Annotated in this window: 31 protein-coding genes; 7 read left to right on the top strand and 24 right to left on the bottom strand. The window is 69.7% G+C overall.

The genetic code is table 11. The features are described from left to right. The first annotated feature begins 179 nt into the window (after positions 1-179). A complete protein-coding gene (locus tag PUR53_RS36030; protein ID WP_329911058.1) occupies positions 180-1196 on the top strand; it encodes a hypothetical protein in 1017 nt (338 codons plus the stop codon). Between the two features lie 2 nt (positions 1197-1198). On the opposite strand, the gene PUR53_RS36025 is transcribed toward PUR53_RS36030, so the two are convergent. The 16 genes from PUR53_RS36025 to PUR53_RS35950 all read right to left on the bottom strand — a co-directional run bounded on the left by PUR53_RS36025 (position 1199) and on the right by PUR53_RS35950 (position 11014). Next, a complete protein-coding gene (locus PUR53_RS36025) occupies positions 1199-2230 on the bottom strand; it encodes an NAD-dependent epimerase/dehydratase family protein (protein ID WP_329911056.1) in 1032 nt (343 codons plus the stop codon). A 74-nt stretch (positions 2231-2304) separates the two neighbouring features. Next, positions 2305-2760 (bottom strand): hypothetical protein, encoded by a 456-nt coding sequence (locus tag PUR53_RS36020; RefSeq protein WP_329911055.1) that lies wholly within the window; start codon positions 2758-2760, stop codon positions 2305-2307. An 87-nt stretch (positions 2761-2847) separates the two neighbouring features. Then, entirely contained in the window at positions 2848-3177 is a 330-nt protein-coding gene (locus PUR53_RS36015) for a hypothetical protein (RefSeq protein WP_329911054.1), read from the bottom strand. Beyond that, positions 3159-5048 carry an FtsK/SpoIIIE domain-containing protein gene (locus tag PUR53_RS36010; RefSeq protein ID WP_329911053.1) on the bottom strand — a complete coding sequence of 630 codons (1890 nt, stop codon included), beginning with the start codon at positions 5046-5048 and terminating at the stop codon, positions 3159-3161. The genes PUR53_RS36015 and PUR53_RS36010 overlap by 19 nt, the downstream gene beginning before the upstream one ends. Positions 5049-5321: 273 nt before the next feature. Then, positions 5322-5579, bottom strand: coding sequence for a hypothetical protein (locus PUR53_RS36005; protein ID WP_329911052.1), 258 nt, complete (start codon positions 5577-5579; stop codon positions 5322-5324). A 362-nt stretch (positions 5580-5941) separates the two neighbouring features. Beyond that, positions 5942-6397 (bottom strand): hypothetical protein, encoded by a 456-nt coding sequence (locus tag PUR53_RS36000; protein WP_329911051.1) that lies wholly within the window; start codon positions 6395-6397, stop codon positions 5942-5944. Continuing rightward, the gene (locus PUR53_RS35995; protein ID WP_329911050.1) at positions 6394-6657 is read right to left on the bottom strand and encodes a hypothetical protein; all 264 of its coding nucleotides are present in this window, start codon (positions 6655-6657) and stop codon (positions 6394-6396) included. The genes PUR53_RS36000 and PUR53_RS35995 overlap by 4 nt, the downstream gene beginning before the upstream one ends. Next, positions 6654-7304, bottom strand: coding sequence for a hypothetical protein (locus PUR53_RS35990; RefSeq protein WP_329911049.1), 651 nt, complete (start codon positions 7302-7304; stop codon positions 6654-6656). Before PUR53_RS35990 ends, PUR53_RS35995 begins: the two co-directional genes overlap by 4 nt. Further along, positions 7301-7618 (bottom strand): hypothetical protein, encoded by a 318-nt coding sequence (locus PUR53_RS35985; RefSeq protein WP_329911047.1) that lies wholly within the window; start codon positions 7616-7618, stop codon positions 7301-7303. The genes PUR53_RS35990 and PUR53_RS35985 overlap by 4 nt, the downstream gene beginning before the upstream one ends. Continuing rightward, complete coding sequence (locus tag PUR53_RS35980) at positions 7615-7869, bottom strand: zinc finger domain-containing protein (protein WP_329911045.1); 255 nt, start codon at positions 7867-7869, stop codon at positions 7615-7617. Before PUR53_RS35980 ends, PUR53_RS35985 begins: the two co-directional genes overlap by 4 nt. Continuing rightward, positions 7862-8542, bottom strand: coding sequence for a hypothetical protein (locus tag PUR53_RS35975; protein WP_329911043.1), 681 nt, complete (start codon positions 8540-8542; stop codon positions 7862-7864). Before PUR53_RS35975 ends, PUR53_RS35980 begins: the two co-directional genes overlap by 8 nt. Positions 8543-8585: 43 nt before the next feature. After that, the gene (locus PUR53_RS35970; RefSeq protein WP_329911042.1) at positions 8586-9221 is read right to left on the bottom strand and encodes a hypothetical protein; all 636 of its coding nucleotides are present in this window, start codon (positions 9219-9221) and stop codon (positions 8586-8588) included. Between the two features lie 13 nt (positions 9222-9234). After that, complete coding sequence (locus PUR53_RS35965) at positions 9235-10146, bottom strand: hypothetical protein (RefSeq protein WP_329911040.1); 912 nt, start codon at positions 10144-10146, stop codon at positions 9235-9237. Between the two features lie 94 nt (positions 10147-10240). Next, positions 10241-10471, bottom strand: a complete 231-nt coding sequence (locus PUR53_RS35960; protein WP_329911038.1) for a hypothetical protein — start codon at positions 10469-10471, stop codon at positions 10241-10243. 77 nt (positions 10472-10548) lie between these two features. Beyond that, on the bottom strand, positions 10549-10818 hold the full coding sequence (locus PUR53_RS35955; RefSeq protein WP_329911037.1) for a hypothetical protein: 270 nt from the start codon (positions 10816-10818) through the stop codon (positions 10549-10551). A gap of 4 nt (positions 10819-10822) precedes the next feature. Further along, entirely contained in the window at positions 10823-11014 is a 192-nt protein-coding gene (locus PUR53_RS35950) for a hypothetical protein (RefSeq protein ID WP_329911036.1), read from the bottom strand. Positions 11015-11157: 143 nt separating this feature from the next. Between PUR53_RS35950 and PUR53_RS35945 the strand changes: the two genes are divergently transcribed. The 5 genes from PUR53_RS35945 to PUR53_RS35925 are packed head-to-tail and all read left to right on the top strand — an operon-like array spanning position 11158 to position 13965. Next, a complete protein-coding gene (locus tag PUR53_RS35945) occupies positions 11158-11445 on the top strand; it encodes a hypothetical protein (protein WP_329911034.1) in 288 nt (95 codons plus the stop codon). Further along, positions 11438-12031: a DUF6221 family protein gene (locus PUR53_RS35940; RefSeq protein ID WP_329911033.1), complete on the top strand. Its 594-nt coding sequence runs from the start codon at positions 11438-11440 to the stop codon at positions 12029-12031. Before PUR53_RS35945 ends, PUR53_RS35940 begins: the two co-directional genes overlap by 8 nt. Beyond that, on the top strand, positions 12028-12516 hold the full coding sequence (locus PUR53_RS35935; RefSeq protein ID WP_329911032.1) for a hypothetical protein: 489 nt from the start codon (positions 12028-12030) through the stop codon (positions 12514-12516). The genes PUR53_RS35940 and PUR53_RS35935 overlap by 4 nt, the downstream gene beginning before the upstream one ends. Further along, positions 12513-12788: a hypothetical protein gene (locus PUR53_RS35930; RefSeq protein WP_329911031.1), complete on the top strand. Its 276-nt coding sequence runs from the start codon at positions 12513-12515 to the stop codon at positions 12786-12788. Before PUR53_RS35935 ends, PUR53_RS35930 begins: the two co-directional genes overlap by 4 nt. Positions 12789-12795: 7 nt before the next feature. Next, complete coding sequence (locus PUR53_RS35925; protein WP_329911030.1) at positions 12796-13965, top strand: tyrosine-type recombinase/integrase; 1170 nt, start codon at positions 12796-12798, stop codon at positions 13963-13965. A gap of 58 nt (positions 13966-14023) precedes the next feature. Here PUR53_RS35925 and PUR53_RS35920 read toward each other — a convergent pair whose 3' ends face one another. The 3 genes from PUR53_RS35920 to PUR53_RS35910 form a co-directional block, all read right to left on the bottom strand. Next, on the bottom strand, positions 14024-14674 hold the full coding sequence (locus tag PUR53_RS35920; RefSeq protein WP_329911029.1) for a zinc finger domain-containing protein: 651 nt from the start codon (positions 14672-14674) through the stop codon (positions 14024-14026). Positions 14675-14739: 65 nt separating this feature from the next. Further along, complete coding sequence (locus PUR53_RS35915; RefSeq protein ID WP_329911028.1) at positions 14740-15282, bottom strand: hypothetical protein; 543 nt, start codon at positions 15280-15282, stop codon at positions 14740-14742. A gap of 36 nt (positions 15283-15318) precedes the next feature. Further along, entirely contained in the window at positions 15319-16323 is a 1005-nt protein-coding gene (locus PUR53_RS35910) for a hypothetical protein (protein ID WP_329911027.1), read from the bottom strand. Between the two features lie 455 nt (positions 16324-16778). Here PUR53_RS35910 and PUR53_RS35905 point away from each other — a divergent pair, with 455 nt between their 5' ends. Continuing rightward, a complete protein-coding gene (locus PUR53_RS35905; protein WP_329911026.1) occupies positions 16779-18158 on the top strand; it encodes a hypothetical protein in 1380 nt (459 codons plus the stop codon). Between the two features lie 79 nt (positions 18159-18237). On the opposite strand, the gene PUR53_RS35900 is transcribed toward PUR53_RS35905, so the two are convergent. The 5 genes from PUR53_RS35900 to PUR53_RS35880 form a co-directional block, all read right to left on the bottom strand. Further along, positions 18238-18450 (bottom strand): hypothetical protein, encoded by a 213-nt coding sequence (locus PUR53_RS35900; RefSeq protein WP_329911025.1) that lies wholly within the window; start codon positions 18448-18450, stop codon positions 18238-18240. After that, positions 18447-18740 carry a hypothetical protein gene (locus PUR53_RS35895; protein WP_329911023.1) on the bottom strand — a complete coding sequence of 98 codons (294 nt, stop codon included), beginning with the start codon at positions 18738-18740 and terminating at the stop codon, positions 18447-18449. The genes PUR53_RS35900 and PUR53_RS35895 overlap by 4 nt, the downstream gene beginning before the upstream one ends. A 95-nt stretch (positions 18741-18835) precedes the next feature. Beyond that, positions 18836-19492 (bottom strand): hypothetical protein, encoded by a 657-nt coding sequence (locus PUR53_RS35890; RefSeq protein ID WP_329911022.1) that lies wholly within the window; start codon positions 19490-19492, stop codon positions 18836-18838. A gap of 86 nt (positions 19493-19578) precedes the next feature. Further along, the gene (locus PUR53_RS35885; protein WP_329911021.1) at positions 19579-19797 is read right to left on the bottom strand and encodes a hypothetical protein; all 219 of its coding nucleotides are present in this window, start codon (positions 19795-19797) and stop codon (positions 19579-19581) included. Between the two features lie 30 nt (positions 19798-19827). Beyond that, positions 19828-20838 carry a hypothetical protein gene (locus PUR53_RS35880; RefSeq protein WP_329911020.1) on the bottom strand — a complete coding sequence of 337 codons (1011 nt, stop codon included), beginning with the start codon at positions 20836-20838 and terminating at the stop codon, positions 19828-19830. Positions 20839-20863 lie beyond the last annotated feature (25 nt).

The raw sequence follows: 20863 nt of genomic DNA, 5'->3' as shown, positions 1-20863 counted from the left end.
TGCTGAAGGTCGGGGAGATCAAGACGACGCCTCATGCCCCCACCGCTCGGGTTCTGGAGCGTATGTTCCAGCACCCTGTGGGGGACTTGCTCCGCTCGGCATCCGACATCCGAGAGCTTGAGCCGGACTGTTCCACTCGGGCCCCATCCCCGCCCGTGCTTGATGAAAGTGATCTTCTGATGACCGCTCGGGACGCCGCCTCACACGCGAGTGAAGCTGCCTCGCTCCACCTGGACGAGATGACTCTCGACCAGCTCCACGACGAGCTGATCGCGCTGTCGCGCAAGTACGGCCGTACAGCTCCGGCCGAGGTCTTTCAGGGCGCGAACGAGCTGCTGAACCGATCGCAGGTGCTGCTCGAACGCACCCGGTCCCCCGAGCAGCACACCCGCCTCTACTACGCGGCTGCTCAGGCCAGCGCGCTACTCGCAGCCGTGTCGTTCGACCTGGGGGCCCTGGCGCCGGCGATCTCCTTCGCCCGATCCTCCGCGCAGTACGGCAAGACCATCGGGCACGGGCCGGTACAGGCCTACGCCTACGGCATGCTGGCCTTCATGGCGTTCTGGGACGGACGCCCCAACGAAGCCGTCCGGCACGCCAAAGTCGCCCATCAGTTCGGCGGCCTGGGGGACACCGCTCGCCGCCGCCTGTACGCCATCGAGGCCCGCGCGCACGGACATCTGCGCAACGTCGACCAGGCCGAGCGCGCCATCCGTGAAGCACTGGAGCAGAGCAGTGGTCGCCGTGACGAGCTGCACGACGACATCGGCGGCGAGTTCGGGTTCGACGGCGCCCGGACGGCCATGAGTAACGCGACCACGTGCCTGTTGCTGCGCGACGCCGAGGGAGCCGAAGAGTACGCGACACGGGCTCTCACGCTGCTGCGCACGCAGCCGGCGGACGAACAGCCGATCGTGGTGGCCGGACCGGCGGCCGTCGACCTGGCTCGCGCGCGGCTGCTCCGCAGCGAGGTGGAGGGGGCCCAAGAGGCTCTGGCGCCGGTCTTTCAGGTGCCGCCGAACTGGCGCGGCTCCGGCATGATGGAGCGACTGACGGCGGCTCGCATCGAGCTGACGCGCCCGGAGTTCCGCGGGGCACCCGCGGCGCTCTCGCTGGCGGAGCAGATCGAGGACTTCAGCGCCCTCTCCCCAGCCCGCCGGCTCGGCGCCGCGAACCCCCTCGCGATCGAAGCCTGACCCTACCGGCCGAGCGCGGCCAGGAGCGCAGCCTCCTTCTCCGTCGTGATTCCGTGCTCGGCCCAACGCGGGTGTTCTACCGGCGTCCCGCCGTCACGGAGCCACGCCCAGGTGTCCGTCACCGTCTCCGATAGCGGTCGGCACACCAGCCCCGCGGCCTGCGCTCGCGTCGAATCGATCCTCCATACACCGGCGTGCGTGCGCCAAAGGGGCAGCTCTGTCCACTGCTGCACGCCGTGGTCCAGGAGCAGTTTGTCGGGTGCCCAGGCTAGTTGGGCTTCGCCTCCGGTGGCGAGCACGCAGGCTGTGAGGAGGTCACTCATCGTCTCCCGGCCGATCGGCGCGACGCAGTTGTAGGCGCCGCCCCGATCGGCGGCGGCCTGGTCGAGGGCGAACGCGGCGACGTCGCGCACGTCGATCGGCTGGATGGGCTTGTCCGGTGCCCCGGGGGCCAGCATCCGGCCGCCGCGGGCGGCTCGGCGCAGCCACCACGGCAGTCGCCCGACGTACTCGCCGGGGCCGAGAATGACGCCAGGCCGCAGGATCACCGTCCGGTCGTCGCCGAACGCCGCGGTGGTGGCCCGCTCCGCCCCCGCCTTCTGCCTGCCGTAGTACCAGTCCGGGCCGTCCCAGTCGTCAGGGAGACGGCCGTAGTCGGCATCGGCATCCGGCGGCCCGTCCAGGACTTCGGAGTCTTCGGTGAGCGGATCGTTCGGCCAGCCGCGGTAGGCGTTCACGGTGGAGACGTACATGTACCGGTTGGCGACCGGCTCTAGCGCGCGGGCGCCGGCCAGGACATCCCGTGGCGCCATCTCGGATGCGGACGTGTCCACCACGGCGTCCCACGGGCCTTCACTGGCCAGCCGCGTGAGGTCGGCGGCGAGGGTGCGGTCCCCGCGGACCGTCCGGGCGCCTTCTGGCACGGTCCCGGACCGGCCGCGGTTGAAGACCGTCACCTCCCACCCACGATCGAGCGCCGTTTGTGCGACCGCCCGCCCCAGGAACCAGGTCCCGCCGAGTACAAGAATTCTCATGCGGCGATCCTGCCGTGTTGGGTCGGCCTGGCGAAAGGCGGTCAGGCGTCCGTCCCTTGGCGCGGGCCCTGGGGCTATTTGATCGGGTTCTCGTCGAGCCAGTCGGACAGGTCGTGGGCGGAACCGAGAACGTCGGGCCGGTTCGTGCCGACGGCCGTGGCGCCCTTGTCCTCGCCCACCGCAATGCCCTTCTCCATGGTGTCGATCAGCGCGTACGCCTCTGTCCAGAAGTCCGGGCCCACGGACTTCTCCGCGTTCATCGCCTTCCGCAGACCGCGAGCGGGCTCCACGAGGGCCTGCATCTGCTCCCAGCACGTCCCTGGCGTCTTCTCGAGGCAGCCGCCGTCCTCGTCGAACTTCGTCACTGCCGCCTGGAACTCGGTGGTTGCGTCCGTCACGGTCACCGCTCCCGGCGTCGCGGCCGCTGGCTTCACCTTGTCGTCGTCCGAGCTGCTGCAGCCGCTCACGGCCGCCACAGCCGCGGCGAGGGCGAGCGCGCTGGCTGTCTTCCCCCATGTGTATCTCCCCATGACTGGGGATCATCGCACGGCCCACCGACACGGACACGACAAAGGGCCCCGGCCAACTGGCCAAGGCCCTCCCCGAAGCGCTCCGAACTACTTCTTCTTGTCGTCCTTCCTGCTGCTGAACAGCGCGCGCAGCGCCCAGGTGGCCACCGCGACGCACAGCGCGCACAGGCCAGCGGCGACGAGGGTCGCCACCACGCTCGCGAGGACCAGGAGGCCCACGCTGGCCCCAGCGAAGCCAATGGCCATGTACCGGACCCATGGGTCGGACTGCTTGATGATGATCTGCTGCACGGGTGCCTGGCCGTGACCGTGTGCGTGATCGCAGGTGCACGCCTGCGCCGTCTGGTACTGCTCCACGGGGAGGTGCTGCGCCATCGGCTGGTAGACGTTCGTCGGTATCAGAGGCTTGCGGGACATGCGGGGTTCTCCTCGGTGCTGGCAGGGGCTTCGGGGGCGGGGGTGTGCCGTGCTGCGGTGAGGACGTAGACGACGGCGCGGTCGCGTTTGTCGGCGTCCTCCACCCAGCCTTTGGCAACCCACTGCGACAGCCACGGGCCGATGGACGTGTGGTGATTGCAGATGCCGAGCCGGACCGCTTCGGGCTTGGTCAGGCCTTCCGGTCCGGCTTTCTCCAGGGCCTGCCAAAGCTGCAGCCGGTTGTCGGGGATGCGGGAGCCGTCCGGGAACTTCGGCACCACGTGCAGGGCTGGCCGGCCGCCGCGCGGTCCGCCGCCTCCGGGCGGATTCGGCGGCTCCGGGTCAGGGTCAGGCTCGGGCGGGGCCGGAGGCGCTGCAGCCGTGTCGGGCCCGTCGTCGGGCGCGAAGTGCAGCGACGTCAAGTGAATCTCGTGCTCGGTGATCCAGTAGCAACGGCCCTCCTTCGGGTGGGGGTGCCGCTCTGACGAGACCATCGTCTTGCCGGGGAGGTCGAGTTCGTCGAGGCGCCATCCCTTCCCGTACGCCCCTGTCCCCATGATCATGTTGATGGGGGTCGGCTCGTTCACCGGCAGGCCAATGCGCGTCCCGAACTGCTGCCGGGTGTCGGTGCCCTTGCCGCCGAACGCCTGCTCGCTGGGCGACTGCGTCGCCGCGACGATACGGATGCCCATCGCGCGAGACACCTGCATCAGCGTCATCAACTCGGAGACGACGTCAGGCGCCTGGCGAAGCAGCTCGGCAAGTTCGTCGATGATCAGAACGATGTACTTGCCGTGCTCCCGGGTCCACTTCTTGACCCGCTCGCCCTTCGGACCGCGCAGTGTGGCCAGGTACCGGCCGCGCCGCGTCATCTCCGACTTGAGCCAGACCAAGACCTGACGGGCGGTGTCCGCATCGTCGGCGAGGGCGACCATGTTCCGCTGCCACGGGCCCAGCTCGAGCGCGCCAGGCTTCATGTCGATACCGGCGAGGGCGACGTCGTCGCAGGCCACCAGGTTCGCGGCGAGGACGTTGACAGCCCCCGACTTGCCCTTGTTCGTGCCGCCGGCGACGAGGACATGCCCGTCGGTGAGGCGGATCTCGATCTCGGTGCCGTCGGGGTAGATACCGATCGGAATGGGCTGCTCAATCGAGGTGACGCGTACGCCCGGCCAGGGAACGGTCTCGGCGAGCGGGTCGGTGTTCTGCATCCGCACGATGAGCTGGTTGGCCTGGGCGCCCTCCGTGAGGCGCAGCCGGCCGGGGAGGTCAAGGTTCGCCAGGAGTTGCTGCCGCTTGGCGATGACAGCCTGGGCAGAGGTGTTCTTGCCCGGCGGGAGCGTCACCATGGCGTACCAACCGGTGTCGGTGAACACGATCCGGGACACGTCGACCGCGGGCACCCCCAGCGCCACCAGGGCGCGGCGTAGCGCGGTCTCCTCCTCGGTGTCGCCCGTGACTCCGGCCTGACTCACGTTGATACCCATACCGTCGGGCAGGGGCGCGGTCTTCGCCGCCTTGATCTGGAGACTGATGCGCTCGTGCCTGGTCTTGATCAGCCACGGCACATACACGCCGTACGAAGCGATGGTGATAACGCCGCCGGCGACGAGGGACGGGACGGACGGGCCGAGCCATGCGCCCACTGCGGTGTTCACCAGCGTGCCGGTGGACGCGACGCCGAGCGAGGCCGCCGTCTTGTTCTTGAACTTCAGCCCGCCGTACGTCAGCGCGCCGGTGGCCGCGAGACCGAGGCCGTACCCGCCGAGGTCCTGCCAGCCGACGCCGACGGCGTGGTGCAGCCACCCCAGGCACGTCATGCCGAAGGACGCTGCGGCCGGGATCAGTTCGTACCGCAGGCGACCGCACATGCGGCAAACGGTCTCGAACGCATGGCGGGCGCGGTTCCCGCCGGCAGAGACCTTCTCGACGGACGACGAGGTGACGTGATCAGGCGCATCCGGAGGACGAAACACGTCGCCTCACCTCGACAGGAGGAGGGAGGGACGGCAGGGGACTGGAGTGCGCGAGGGCATCGCGGTGTTCCTTCGTTCGGGCGGTCCCAGCGGTGCTCTCCGCCGGGGGGTCTGGCCATGACGCCAGGTGTTCAGTTGTGGGTGTGCCGGGGGGACCTGGCCCCTCGGCTACTTCGGGGTGTTCTTCTCCGTGGCCGGCAACTCGATGGGGTCGGGCTCGTGGTCGTACCACGCATACGACCACTCGTGACGGACCCTCATCTCGGAGGCCCACGGGAACACCTGACTGGCGAGGGCCTGCACGGCGCTGGTGAACGCCTCCGCAGCCGCCCTCATGCGTTCGCCACGGATGTTCACGCGCAGGCCGATCGGCACACGGAACTCGAACGTGAGCCGCAGGACTCGAGGCGATTCCTCTGACGCCACCGGTACCCCTTCCTAGATCAGCAACAGCCCTCATTGTGCCGATCTTTCAGGGAGATTGGAAGTTCTCGCCGAGATTCATCAATCTCGGCGAGAAGCGCTCCGAGGAACATCGGAACCGAAACCACCGGTAGCAGTGGTTCCGGTTGTGTTCGCCCGGCCTGACGGGCGTGCCTTGCCGGGTGGGAACGACACCTCGAGCTTCACCAGGTCCGGGTGTCGGTCGGACGGCCCGATCGCATGGACCTGGCAATGCAGAGTCAGCGTCCGGCACCCCTCGAGCGGCAGCGAGGAAGGCAGCTCGCCGCCGAGCAAGCCGGCCAGCTCCTCAGCGCCGAGTTCCTGGTTTCCTGCGGCCTGCCCGGTCACTGCACCTCTCCCCAGTAGCCAGGGAGCACTGTGGTCGTGATGCCCTCCTGTTCTGAAAGCCGGGTCAGGTTCGGGTCGGCGCTCCAGACGCTGAGGTTGGCGAACTGGCGGTGGGCGGCACGTAGCTGTTCCCGCTTCACCACAGCACCGGGCCGGTAATCGCCGCGGCCCCGCATCAGAACAAGGGTGGACGGCACGGTGTGCCGTACCAGCCACGCAGCCACCAGCGGCTCCAGGCGCCGGTCCCCACCAGTGATGACGAGGACGGTCGCCCCTTGCTCGTGCGCCCGGCGGGCAGCCTTCACGATGCCGAGGTTGGGCGGGCAGCCGAGGCTCGCACGGTGGAACGCGGAGGCATCGCCTGCCAGGCGGCGGATACGGGACACGTTGATGAGGCCGCCCTCAAGGTCGAACACGACCGCGGTGCGCGGCGGAGCAATGGCGGTGGTCACTCGGCCCCCTCGTTGTAGGCGCGAACGATCTCCGCGGCCTTGTCCTTACAGCCGTGGCAGGCGGGGCCCTTGCCGGTGCCGCATATCGCGGCAGCCACGGCGTCGGCAGCGCCCGTGGCGGCGACGTTCAGGAGGCCAGCGCCCTTCCGGCGGCAACTGTCACACGGCTGGGTCTTGCCGGGGCGCTGACCGCACGCGATCAGGGCGATGCGCTGCTCAAGGGCGCTGGTGTCGCGAACAAGAGCGAGGGTGGGGCTCATCGGTTGCAGTCCTTCGGGGCGCGCGACTTGTGGTGTGCGATGGTCTGGAGGTCGCTGCCGACCTGCTCGTACGCGGTCATCTCCTGGCACGCGGTGCACCTGTAGGCGATGAACCGGCGGAAGCGGACGGCCTTAGACGCGGGATGTCCCTGACGGCCGCCGGCCATCTCGCCGGGGCCTGGATCCCCGCACCATTCACACGACGGGTCGTAGTGGGAGATGACGGGCGATGTCGTCCACCGAGACCAGGTGATCGGTCGTTCGGCGTGCTCGGCGGGTAGGGGAGCCTCGGCGTACGTCACCGGGTCCGGAACGGCCTGCAGGTGTCGGCCGCGGTGCTCCGCCTCCTGCGTTGGCAGCTCCTCGGCAACGCCGGCGGGGACGAGCCGGGGCGTCTCCGGCTCCGGCTCTCCGCGCAAGGACCGCAGGCAGGCCGGGCAGATACTCGACTCGGTGACCGGCCCGGCCCACGGCCGCACGCCCGGCGCCCGTTCGGCGTCCGGCTCGCACTCCAGGGGGACGGTGAACATGGGCACGGCCGGGGCCAGGACGCCCTCTCCGACCACATGAAGAACGGGGCGGCCAGCGGCACGGACGATGCCCCGCCCGGCCCAGACGAGTGATGTCTCGACAGCCAGCGCACTCATGAGTCGGCCTCCGTCCGGAGGAATCGCGGCAGCTCCACGACGAACACGTGCCGCCAGCATCCAGAGCCCACGACGAGGACCCCGGTCATCTCCAAGTACCAGTCGCGAGCGAGTCGTTCGGCCCCGCACGCCGGGCAGAGGAGCGCGTTCCTGACCTTCACCATCGTGCGCGGCATCGGGGGCGGGAAGACAGGAAATCCAGCGGCGAGCACCAATCGCTCCCCCGCCTCCGGCTGCAGACGGATGTAGACCTGCTCCCAGGCGTACGGGTCGATGAACGTCTCCTTCGGCCACGCGGCAGTGTGTCCCCTCATCGGGCACGCGCCGCGAGGAGGGACAACAGGCCGGGAAACTTCGGGTTCTGCTGGTAGAGGGCCCGGCGGGCAGAGTGCACGGTCCGCCGGGCGAGGCAGAGCACGCCGGCCGGGACGTGGCACGTCTTGCACGGTACGGAGTAGACGCCGTGCCGGAACCGGGCCGCGGTCTCGTGCGCAGCGTCGTGGGCGGCGTCCGCGGCCGGGGACGGGATGACGACGGAGTGGAGGGCCGCGCCGTGTTCAGCCATGATCTTCCGCACCGTCACACACCGACTGAGCAGCGATGGGACGGAAGTGCGGGCGGGAGCCTGCGACCGGGAACGAGCGCGTCCGGTCGAGCATGTACTCCCACTGTCCGGTGTTCGGCTGGGGCCGCTTGAGCCGCCGGTAGTAGGCAGTGCCGAACTCCATGTTCTTGCTGTCTCCGACCTCGGTGGGGAGCTCGAGCATGAGGATCGGACCGGCCAGAGTGTCCGGCTCCTGGGGCGCCTTCGGACCCCACACGCCCAGCAGGACACCCATGTGCGGGCCTTCGACGATCCGGACCTCGTGGAAGTCCTTGTCGTTCCCCGATGCCTCGGCGGAGGCGTTCCGCAGGTTGCGTGCCCAGGTGTTGACCTCCACAGCCGTCGGCGTTGCGGAGTAGCCGAGGACGCTGCGAAGTGCGGCGATCGTCGTGAGGAGTTCCGTGTACGCAGCGACGGGGAAGCCGTCGGTCCACTGGTCCCGCAGCAGGGAACACGCTGCCTTGTCGACAATTTCGAGGAGGTGGAGGTCGACGAAGTCGCGGTCCAGGAGGGTTCCGGCCGCCGCGAACGCGCTGACGACGAGGTCTACCTCGCGGGATCGGTCCCATGGCGGCGGGGTGGGCATCCCGCGGTGGTCGTATATCTGGAGTGACGCGGGAACGTTGGTTCTCATGGAGGGGCATCTCCTGTTGCTGGGGGCGAGGGCGGGCCATCCCTCATGTCATGTACGTCGGGGCGGCGGTTCCCGTTACGGTTTCTACGTTCCCGCTGGTCAGCGGCTCGGTCAGTTCAACGATGACCAGCGACATCCGAGCGAATCCGGAGTTCACGGGCTCGCCCATAGCGGGGTACGGGCCGAGCAGATGCGTGTGGTCGTCGTCCGGCAGCAAGTGCCGTAGCCGGGGCTGCTTCGGGTCGGGAGTCACCAGGCCATCGACGTATGCCTTCGCGGTCGGGGCCCAGTTGCCGGGGTCCCTAGAGCGGTTGAGCTTGCGCGGGTGCAGCACGTAGTGGATCGCCGCGTGCTGGAGGCGCGGGACTCGCATAGGCACGATGAGGCTGGTGGCGTCCGCGCGGAGCTGCTTGCGGATGCGGTGTTCGACGCTCCAGTGCGGGTACCGCTTGTTGCTGGTCAGCATCTCGTCGACGTACGGCATGAGCAGGGTCCAGTGCCGCCCCGGGGAAAGGAGTCCGGCGAGGAGCGGCTCGACGACCGGCGGTGGCGGGGTGGACGGCGGGCCCGGGTCCGCGGTCGGCTTCTTCCGGGCCGCCTTCTTCGGGACGGCGGCCGCCGGGGGAGGCTGAGTGCTGCGGCGGCGTGCCAGGATCTCCTGGTACTGCTTGGCGGTCATGCGGACCACGGCGTCAGCCCTCCAGTGCGGCGGTGCCGGCTTCGGTGAGCTGCCAACGGTGGCCGCGGACCCCCTTTTGCGTCGCGCCGTACTCCTGGTCCTGGAGCACCCAGCCCTTCTTGTGCAGCTTCTTCACCGCGACATCGGCCTTCCGGCCCAGGTGCCCCCACGCCGCGCGGCTGCGCTGGCTGGTGTCCCGGATCGTGACGGTGCCGCGGACGCTGAAGGTGAACACCACGCCGGAGGCGATCAGCCGCAGCAGGGCCGCCTCGGCGTCCGTCGGCGGGGCCGGAGCGTCCGCGGCGCGGATCTTGGCCGCGTAGTCGAGGCAGCGCACGCAGTTGGGCGGGAGGTCGACGGCGTCGCCCAGGTGCAGCGGGTCGGCCCGGCCGGGCGTCTCGCACAAGCCCCGGTCCGCGGGGTGCTTCCGCGCTTTCCCGGAGACGACGTCGGCCTCGGGCGCGGCGTGCCGCGTGCTGCCGTTCGGGCCGGTGTGGCGAGTGTTCTCGTGCACCGTCAGGACGACGGGAGACGCGCCGGCCACCAGGTTCCAGCGGCGCTTTTCCGTCTCCAACTTCCCTGCGGCCAGGGTCTCTTCGGCTTGACGGCGCTGCTCCGCGGCTTTCCGCTCCTCGACGATCCGGCGGGGGAGCGGTGGGTCCAGGTTCAGCTCGTCGGCGGCGACCAGCATCCAGCCGTCGACGCTGGAGACGCGGTCGATGCCGGGGAAGCCTCGTCCGAGTACGGCCGTGCACCAGTCGCGCCCACGGCGGGCGGCCACGTCGGTCATGCGTCGGAGATCATCGGGACCGAGCGGGGGGCGGCTTCGCAACTCGGCTTCGTGGCGCAGCTCTTGGTACAGCTCATACCCCGGCTCCGGCTCGGGCGGGGGCAGTACGACGGTGACGACATGGCGACGGGACATGCGGTGTTCCTTCCTTCGGGACTCCGGCGGTGCTCTCCGCCGGATGGCGCCATACCGGGCGCCGTACGGTCGTGCGGTGCGCGGGTGCTGAGAGCTAGTGGTCCTCGGGGCCGAACGCTTCAGCAATGGCGGCTGGGTCCGGTTCGAGGTGGGCGGCGGCGGCGGTGAACCCGGCCGCTCGCAGCTCGGCGGCCTTCTCACGGTCGCGGAGAGCAAGCACCGCGGCGGTGTAGACGGGAATGAGGGACGGGCGGAGGCCGGTCTCCTCGAACAGTCCCTTCACGACCTCTTCGGCCGTCGGCTCCGGCGTCTCTGAGACGGGCATGTGGGATGTGCTCCTCGGGGAGGCTGAGCGGAGAATCGTTCTGAGCGAAGAATCGAACGGCTCGAACAGGCCGGTCGTTACGCCTTGACGGGAGCGACGGCAGCGACCGAAGCGACCAACGCGCGGCCCAGCCAACGCGGAACGCCGGGGAAGACGCGGACCAGGATCAGACCGGCTGCGATCGTGAGGGCGAGAGGCAGATTCGTCAGGACCCATCCGGCGACGGTGACCACCGCGGCGATGACGACACCGAGCGTGCCGAGGACGGGCGGGACCATGGCCGGGTACGCGAGGGCCAGGAGGACGAGGGCGTACGCGACCAGCTTCAACTTCGCGACGGGAAGCACGAGTTCAGCCCTCCGTCTGCTGCTGGCCGTAGAAGCCGTTGTTCGGGTCGGTGGTGTCGGAGAGGTGGACGCGCCACCCGTCCGTCGTCTTCACCAGCGGGTCCTCCGCGGTGCCCGGGTGCCCGTCGGCCGCGCAGATGTTCCGCTGCCCGTCGTGGTCGCGCTTCTGCTGGGCGCTGTTGATCCAGCCCGCCATGGCGGTGCTCCTTCGTTCGGGGCTCGGGCGGTGCTCTCCGCCCTTCTGTGAAGACTCTACGGGGTTACCCACAAGTAGCCGACAACAACTGTGATTGTTGTCGGTAATCTTGGCGAGACGTCAGATCCGAGCGAAGGACAGTCGTGGACGCAGAGCAGTGGAACGCCCGCTACCCGAAGGGCACCCGTGTGATGGCCTACCCGTTCATCCGGCCGGATGACCCGATCGCGGTCGCCTACAACGAGCGGCGCACCCACACCGGCCACGACGCCGACCCTGTCGAACGGCTGGACACCGTCACGCGGTCCGTCGCCTGGAACCTCGGCCACGGTGACCCGGTCGTCATGGTCGAGGGGTACGCGGGCGGCATCGCCCTGACGCACATCGACCCGATCCCGGCCGCCACCGCAGGTGGTGACGTACGTGGCTGAGGACTTCGCCGCCGGCGGCCTCGTACCCCGCTCGGGGCGGGTGCCGGTGGAGCAGTGGACGACGCTCCGCATGCTCCGCCCGCCGGAGCCCAATCCGCACCCTACGCCGGACGACATGGACGAGTGGGTCGCCTCGTTCGCGGCGGCCACAGATTCACCCTTTCGGATGCGCCCGGCCCCTGCTCCGACCGGACTGCCGGAGCTGGACGCCCAGGTCCAGTACCTCCGCGACGTCTGGTCGGAGGAGCGGTGCATTGCCGCGGCCGCCGCGCTCGGCGGAGAGACGTGGAAGCTGGGGAACAGCACGGACTGGCGGCTGTGGGTCGAGGACCGTCAGGGCCGTCGCGTCGCCACGCTGCCGACCCGGCTCGGCGAGGGCGACGTGTCCGTCGGCGAGCACATCGAACGCCAGGACCCGCGCGCGGTCCTCGCCGACCTCGACGCCAAGGAGCAGCTCCTCGAGTTCCTTCGGCCGACCGAGACGTACGCGGCCGCAGTCCGCATCCTCCTACAGCGCTACGCCACGAACGACGACTTCCCGGAGGCGTGGCGCCTGCCCGTCCCGACTGAAGGGACCACGCCGTGACCCTGGACCCGAGCACCATGTACAGCATTGACCTGTCCGGGCCTGCGCCTGACCTGGGCATGCAGGCGTGGATGGACGACCGCGACAGCATGCCGCGCGTCGTGTTCGTCGCCTCCCACCGCCTCGAGACGTTCGGGACCGACGGCAGCACCGGGCCGGACCCGTTCCTCCACGGCCTCCGCACGGACGGCTGGGCAGAGTTCAACGACTTCCCGGGGTGGGCCGATGCCGCCCCGGGGTGGTCCGCGGTCCTCGACGTCGCGACCGACGAGCTGACCGTGTCGAACCCCGAGGGTGTCGCCTTCTATCAGGGAACCCTGAACAGCTCGAAGGCATGGCGCCGCACGGCGCGCAGGAACGGCCAGTTCATCGCGCTCGCCGGAGACATCTCCAACCCGAGTGACATCGCGGACGCCGTGGACGCCGGGCGTATGTACGCGCTGGTCTGCCCCATCGCCGTCGTCGCTCCCGGAAGGACGCCGTGACGGCCGTCGACGAGCAGCTCGCGCTCGCCTTCTACGAGTTCGTTCAGGAGAGGCACGCCGAGGAGCTGGGCGAGGCGTACCCCACGGAGGACAGCACGCCCGCGGTGGAGACGTACCGCGGGCAGTACCGCGCGGCTCAGGCCGCCCACCAGGACGTCGTCGATGCGTTGCACCGCGGCGACCAGGCTGCGGCCGAGGAGCATCTCGCCAGGCTCAAGGACTGCGCGGGGAAGTGGGCGGCGCACCCCGACCACCCCGAGGCGAAGCGATGACCGCACGGTGAGCGTCGACGCCGCGGACGAGGAGTTCGTCGAAGCCGAACTCGTCGAGGACGGGGAGCTGGTGCGCGCCACGCCGGCCCCCCGCCTGCTCGTAAACCAGCACACGGCGTTGATGCCGGGCGAGGCCATCCCGACCAGCGACAATCCGCGCACGACGTACACGGAACGGGACGTGTACTACAGCGAGGAGACCGCCCAAGCCATCAAGGATGCTGAGGCCGAGGAATCTCCCCAGCGCCGGACCGCCATGCGCTTGTTCGAGGATTGGTGTGCGGAGCAAAAGCAGGTGGCGAAGCCGTGCACCACGAAGACGTACACCGAGTACGGGCATCACCTGATGTCGCGCGGGCTCAAGGTCACCACGATTCGGCACTACATGTCCCTGATCCGGACCTCGATGCCAGCGGGGGAGCGCCCTGACCCGAGCGTGTACCTGCTGCTCCTCCGCCACTACCGGAAGAAGAACAAGCGGGCGCTTCGCAGGAAGGAAGCCTTCCCGATCACCCTGTCGTACCTGGTGCCGATGATGAAGAAGGCGGAGGCGGATGACCGGCCGATCGGCTGGCGTGACTCGGCCATGCTCGCCTTCGGATACCGGTTCCTCGGCCGCAGTATCGAAGACGTCGACCTGGACCTCGAGGACCTGACGATCCTGGACGACATGGTCACGGTGTGGCTCGCCGAGGACAAGACGCACAAGGGCGAGGAACAGACCATCTACCTGCACGATCGGGAAGACCTGCGGCTAGTCTTCCGGATGCGTCGTTGGGTCGACTACCTCGCGTCGCAGGGCATCACCACCGGGCCTGTGTTCCGCGAGGTGAAGCGCAACGGCACCGTCGCATCGTCGGAGACCCGGGCGAAGACGGCCACCAAGCGCGGTGACCACCTGCGCCCCCAGACCGTCAACGAGCGGGTGAAGCTGTGGTTCGCCGCGGCCGGCCTCAAGACGGACGGCCGCCCCGTGTCCTCGCACAGCCTTCGCGCCGGCGGCGCCACCGATCTCGGCGTGAACGGCGCGACGGACGAAGAACTCGAGGCGGCCGGCCGCTGGAAGAAGGGCTCGCGCATCCCCCGGGAGCGGTACGTCCGCCCGACCAAGAGCGCAGCGAAGGACCTGTTCAAGAAGGTGCCGATGCACAACCCGGAGGCCCAGGCACAGGAGTGACCCGGGCTACGCGAGGGGGCCCGTACGGCGCTGCACGGGCCCCCTCGGTCTGCCGGGGTCAGGCTTCCGGCACAGCGACCGGGTTGTCGCCGAGATAGCCGAGACGGGCGTCCACGGTGGCCTCGGCCTCCCGCTGGCGGCCGACGTGACTCTTCTCGGATACCCGGCCGTTCTTCGTACGGCACTGCTGGCCCTCGCTGGCGTCACACGTCTCGCACGTCGTGATCAGAACCTCGCGGGCGACGGCCGCGTCCCGCTCGCGGCGGCGCCGGGCCTGCGCCTCCTTCGACTCCCAGCCCATCCCCACCCCTTTCATGGCCTCGGGGTACGTCGTGGTGTCTGCCGTCGCGTCCCGGGCGAGAGCCCACTTGGCCTCCTGGGCGAGGCGTCCAAGCTGCCACTGGGTCGGGATCAGCGCCGGGCCGCCGAAGTCCTTGCGGTCTGTGCCCCGGGCCGCCGTGCCCCACGGGTCTCCGCTATCGAAGGTCTTGGCTAGCGGCACGTCGCCCTCGACGACGCGGGCAAGGAACGCCATGCGGTCGCTTTGTTCCGCGAGCTGGGAGGCGATGCGGCGCAGTTCCTTGATGGTGTCGGACAGTTCCACGGGGGTGTCCGGGGTCTCGGCGGCGCGGGCGAGCTTCCTCACCCACAGTGCGGCGCCGCCCAGTCCCACCGTGAGTTCGTCCAGGGTGATCTGCCTGCCTGCCATGACGTCGGAGAGGTCAGCTGCCGGGTCAGTCTCAAGAGTGCACTGCGACACAGGATCGGTTCCTTTCACGCGTTGGTGGAGACGGCCTGAACGGCAGCCCAGGTGAGGAAGGTGACGGCGATGAGCGCTCGGGGGTCGTCGCGGAGCTCCCAGAAGCGTTCGAGCATGCGCTCTCGTCCGGCGCGCCCGTCAGGGACGGCGTTGAGGGCGTCCTGAACGGCGGCGCGGGCGCGGGCGGTGGCCGCTGCCTGCTGCTCGGCGCTGGCGAGGCCTTCAGCGAAGGGAGTTCCGAGGATGAGCCGCTGGGATTCGGCGGCATCCAGGAGCGCCAGGGGGCTCGTTGTGGGCGGGACGAGGCGGGCCAGGTCGACGGTGCCGCGCGGTGTGCGGCAGTTGGCGGGGCAGTCCTCGTGGACGACGGCGGCGAGGACCAGCTGCGCGATGTGCGTGGTGGTGTGCAGCCCGAACTCGCGGGTGTGCTGGAGCAGTATCGGCAGCACGGACCACGGGTTGCTGCCGGGCTGGCTGGCGGCCTCGCAGAACGCGTTGGCGCGGGGGGTGACGATGTCCCAGTACAGGTTGCGTCCGGCCTTGGTGGAAGAGGGCATGGCGGAGCCTTTCGGCGGGCTGAGGGTGCGCGCTGGTCAGACGAGACCGGTGATGGTCATGCGCGCGCCGAACATCAGGCCCTCGCGTCCAAGGGGGAGCAGGGCGGCGAGGTTGCCGCTGCCAGCTTCGAGTTGCGGGGTGGGGATGGAGCCGGCCGGGGCGGTCAGGAAGATGGCGCTCTGGTGGTAGTGCGCGGCGGCCAGCCACTCTGGTCCGGGCGTCCACGGGCGGGGCGGCTGGTACCAGCGGCCGGGGCCCTTCCTCTCGATGTAGAGCAACCCTGTACGGTCGGCGGTGATCGACCACTCGGCCAGTGCGCGCGGCTTCTCACGTGCGAGGTCGAGCACCGGCAGGCCGTCGGATAGCCGGTCAGCGCGGAAGCCGAGCGGTCCGTGCCGGTGGGCGTCGCCGGGCTGAAGGTAGAAGACCGGCGGGCTGCCCTCGGGGGCCGTGAACACGTAGTAGTCCTCGACGGGCGTCCGGCCGCGCCGGTGCTGCTTGGGCGGGAGGTCTGCCGTGTTGATGGGCAGGCCGCGCCGACGCCGCTCGAGGGTGAGCTGGGACCAGGACCAGACGCGTGTGTGCCCGCACTGGTCGTGGGTCCAGACGGGGACCACCACCTCGGCGCCGGGGCGTTGGACCTTCTGCAGCAGGGCGATGCCGGCGTGCACCACTTCCTCGCGGGTGACGTCGATGGGCTTGTCGCACAGGTGGCAGGTGATCGGGTCGGGGGCGTCCGGCTGGCCGTCCTTCTCGGCGTGCTGGACGAGTTGCTGGACCTGGTCGAGGCCGAGGAGTTCCTGCACGCCCCATGCGGTGAAGTAGGCGGTGCCGGTCACCCGGGGCCGGTACTCGTTCTCGTCAGCGTAGGGGGCCTCGTCGAAGCCCATGCGCTCCTGGTCGTCGGTCGCGTCGTCGTTGTGTTGGCCCTGCTCGTACTCGCGGCGAACGTGCCGCATGGCGGCCTGCAGCGACGTCTCGCCGGACTCTTCCATGTACTTACGGGCGGCAGCTTTCAGCGCCCGGTTCTTGTCTCCCACGGTCGTCCCCTCGCAGCGCGCGCGGTCCCGTGACCCGGGGCGCGCCTGGCGTACAGGGCGAACCGGTGGACGTCTTCATGAGGTCGCTGGGATTCCCGCTGTGCGGGTTCAGGCGTCTTCGCCGTCCGGTCACGGGCCGGACTACTCAGCCGTGGTCGTCCGCAGCGTGGGCGACCACCAAACAGGTTAGTGGATGCGGCGCTGCCCGCGCAGGAGAAGCACGGCGGGGGCGTACGCGGATGACGCTACGGGCGTGCGAGCGGTCTCGGCGGCTCGGTTTCATGGCAGCACCCTAACTGATCTCATCACATCCCATCTCAACTCATCACAGTGATGAGTTGAGATGGGATGTGATGAGTTGAGATGGGATGTGATGCGTTGAGATGGGATGAGATCGATCCCCTGTGGTACAACTCGGGCTCCGAACTTCCACAGCGACCAGGAGAGCGAAGTTCATGAGCGAGTCCACCGCCGATGCCCCGGTTGGGGAGCACGCCGAGCGAGCGACCTGCAACTTTCCGGGGTGTGGGTCGCCGCGGGAACCGAAGAAGGACCCGAAGGCGCCGGGTCCAGCACCCACGTTCTGCGAGCGCGAGGATCACAACGCGGGTGCGAAGTGGCGGGCCGAGCGGGCTGAGCGGGCCAAGGCAGCGAAGCGGGCCGGCGGGGTGCCGGAGCCGGAGAGCGACAAGCCCGTCACCGACTCCGCGGTCGACGCGGTCAACGTCCGCGAGGAAATCGTTCGTCTGCTCCAGCAACTCCCTATCTCTGTCGAGCGCTGGATCGCCCTGCTGCAGACGATCACAAATCCGGAAGCTGCCGAAGCGCAGGTGATGGCTGTGGAGAGCGAGGCCAACACCCGGATCACGGCGGCCGACGCGCGCGCCGACCAGGAGCGCAGTGCCAAGATCGCGGCTCAGAACGCGAAGTTGGCGGCCGAGGAGGAAATGGCGGCTGCCAACCAGGCCGCTGAGCAGATGGCGGCGGAGCTCGAGGCCGCCCGCGTCCAGTTCGCTGCCGACGTCGAGCGGATCACCGGGGAAGCCAACGCCAGGGTCGAGACGGCGCAGACGTCCTTGGAGGAAGCCCGCGCGGAGGCTGACCGCCTGGTCGAAGAGGCCCGCGCCAACTTCCAGGCCGAGGCGGAGCGGATCGCCGCGGACGCCAAAGCCGAGATCGAGCGCGTCAAGGCGGAGACCAAGGCCGAGATCGAGCGCGTCAAGGCGGAGGCGACGCGCGAGGTCCAGGAAGCGCGCGACCTGCAGGAGGAGAAGCGGCAGGAAGCTGACCGTCTGGTCGGGGAGGCCCGCGCCAACTTCCAGGCTGAGGAGGAGCGGATCGCCGCGGCGGCAAAGACCGAGGTTGACGCGATCCGGCGACGCTCCGCTGAGGAGGTGGCGACCGCCGAGAACGAGGCAGGAGAGGCCCGGGTTGAGGCGGACCGCAAGGTCGCGGAGATGACCACGAAACTCGAAGAAGCGCAGGCTGCCGCTGCGGCACAGGTGGAGGAGGCCAATGGGAAGGCCGCGGCCGCCGAGGAGCGCGCGAACGAGGCCGAGAAGAACGGGCAGCAGGCACTGCGGAACGCCGAGGCCATGGTGCAGGCCACGAAGGAAGCGGCCGCGACGGTTCAGGCCGGGATGAAGGCCGAACTCGAGCGGACGACCGCCAGTCTGTCGGCGAAGGACCGCCGGGTCGACGAGCTGCGCGCTGAGCTGGACGGCGTGAAGGACGAGCTCCGCGCGGCGGCCGAGCGTGAGCGGTCTGCGGAGCAGCGGGCGCGTACGGCTGAGGACGCGCTGCGTACCCGGGAGGAGCAGGACGGCACGGAGTAGTCCGGGCGCTTGCACTCTCCGAGGCTCGTCGCCGCAGATAACGGGCCGTTATCTGCGGCGACGAGCCGCCCGACCTCACCTAGCGTTTGATCTCACCTGCGCTGGACGGCGATCCGCCCAGGCGCCAGCCGGTGGACTGTCGGGCGCGGAACGTCTTCCCGGACTCCACGGCCTGCTTGTTGCGGGCGAACTCCCGCTCCGCGGCAGCGGTGTCCCACTCGCGCGGTACTGCGCTGCCGGTGTCCTGCGCCTGCTGTCGGCGGCGGCCCTTGCCGCGGCGTCGCGTGTTCACGGCCGCAGCGTAGCGGCCCGGACGGATTCTCCTCGAGCCGTCGGGCGGGTGCGGTTACGGGGCGTCGGCGAGGGCTCGGGCTTCTGCGGCTGGGGGATCTTCCCCAGGATCCGGTCCAGCAGTTCGTAGGCCCGTCTGCTCTTTTCCTCCGGCCCGTACAGCGCCGTCCCGAGTACGACCACGGCGGTGACCATGCCGCAGCCAGCGACGGCGGTCACCAGGCGGACGGCTGCCACGGTTACTTCCGGAGGGATGTTGATCTGGATCGGAGGGGTGTCGGCGCGGGGCATGGGCAGGTCCTCGTGGTCGGCGTGCCCGGCATGCTATCGGTGGGCCGCCTTTTGGCGATCGTCACCACTGCATCCCCCGTCGGTACTGGGCCCTTTCACGTGCCGTCAGCTCCCGGGCCCGCGCTGATCGACCGGCGGCTCGTACGGCGCCGCAGGCGTGCCCACAGGGATGGGCGGGGCTGGGCTACCGCTGCGACGGCTTGCCCGAAGGACTCGAGTGCCGCTTCGAGCCGGGCGGTGTTCTCGATGTCGCCCATGGCCGCAAGCAGTTCGTTCGTCGTCCCGACAACACGCTCATCCTCGTGGTGCTGAAAGGGCGCCGCTGCGGCATAGACGCGGATCATGGGCTCGCGCAGGGCGGCGACGGCGGCCTTACTGGCGTGGATCTCGCGCAGGCCGATCTGCGCGGCCGCACCGGCGCCGGCAGCGAAGGTCTGCCGCTCGGATGCGCCCATGGCGCGTACGCGGGCGCCTTCCCCAACGGCCGTGAAGAGGGCCAGAGCGATGAACCGTACCTGCTCCCATGGACGCTCCCAGAGGCGGTGGTTGAGGTCGGCGGAGGCTCGGACATCGGCGATGGCAACGATCAGGGTGTCGGCCCGGTCGCGGAAGGTGGCCAGTTCCGTCTGGCGGTCGCCGCGGTCACGCGACCAGTTCGTCAATCGCCAGATCACCAGACCGCCGGCGAGGGCTACAACGCCGTTGACGAGCGTGTCCGCTTGCCCTGCTAGGGCTTCGAGGAGCGTGTTCACGGCGGCAGCTTCCCGGGACTGTGATCAGCTGGGAAGGCCTGTTGCCCGACGAGGGCGAAATGCAGACCGTCCTGTTGCAAACAGGGTCAGGTCGCGTAGTCGTGCTGAATCCGACCAGCACGGGTGACGACGGTGTCCACAGCCTGCTGGAGGGCGACGAGGAGCGGTTCCGTGGCGGCTTCGAGGACGGCGGCCCGTACGAACTCCTCAACGCTCTGCCCGGCGGTAGCCGCGGCGCGCTGTACCTGACGGTGCTCGGCGGCCGTCAGAGGCACGGGGAGGGCCTGAGCCTGGGCGAGATCCATGCGGGGACGGTACCAGCGCTCTGAGGGCCGTCAGGCGTCCTCGTGGGCCTGGCGCTGGGCGAGGAGCGTACGGCGCATCGTCTCCCACCTGGTCGGGACGAGGTCCTCCTCGGCGACGCCGGCGGCGTCCTGCTTCTTCTGCACAGCGTCGGCGACCTTCTTGTACCACTTGCTGATGCCGCGGCGGTGGATCGGTACGCCGGAGTCGGGGTGCGGCGGGGTCGACAGCCACAGGTGTCGGGGGGCGCTGCCGTGCAGGCGGGTGATCAGCTCGGTGCGGCGCTTCGTCCAGTCCTCGAGGCGGCGCGCGGTGTCCGGGGTCAGCGTGATGGTCTCGGGTTCGGGCATGCGTCCGCGTAGCCCGCCCTGCGGCTGCCGGATCAGGGCGAGGGTGCGGACATCCGCGGTCAGGGTGAGGTCGTCGAGGAGCATGGACTCCAGCTCGCCGAGGCGCGGCAGGGCCTCGCGCATGACACCCCACATGGCCAGGCCTCGAACGATGACGTCGGGCCGGTCCACCTCGGTCCACTGCTCGGCGTCGGTCTCCAGGTGCTTGGTGATGAGGTCGGCGTACCGGGGGGAGACGGTCGGGCGAAGCGTCATCGGGGGGAGTTCGGGGGCCTCGAACGGCAGCCGGGCGTGCCGGGCGAACGCCTCCAGGCAGTAGATCCGGATGCGCTCGGACGCGTCCACGCTGGTGGGGTCGGTGGACACGATGGGCATGCTCCGCAGGTACCCGCCTCGGCCGAGAAGCAGGTAGGCGTGGACTGCGTCCGGGGCGAGGAGGTCCTCGAGGGAGTCGCCGGCCGTCTCCGACAGGCCCAGCGGCAGCGCTATGGCCAGCTCGGAGGCCACCCATTCGAGTTGCTGCAGGCGGGAGTCGGACACGACGTCCTTGGCCGTGCGGTTGACCGTGCGGAACACGTCGAGAACCCGTTCCAGCTCGACGATCGCGGACGCGGTCGAGGCGACGGCTCTGAGCGCGACCGCGGGCGTCGAGCGGTCGCCGCTGGCGCTGAAGTTGCGGACGGGCGAAGTCATGACACTAGATATTGCCGTCTCTCGC

Source organism: Streptomyces sp. SP18BB07 (assembly GCF_036322545.1).
Lineage (GTDB): Bacteria > Actinomycetota > Actinomycetes > Streptomycetales > Streptomycetaceae > Streptomyces > Streptomyces deccanensis.
The sequence above is the reverse complement of the archived record's forward strand: the minus strand, read 5'-3'. Positions and strand labels throughout refer to the sequence as shown.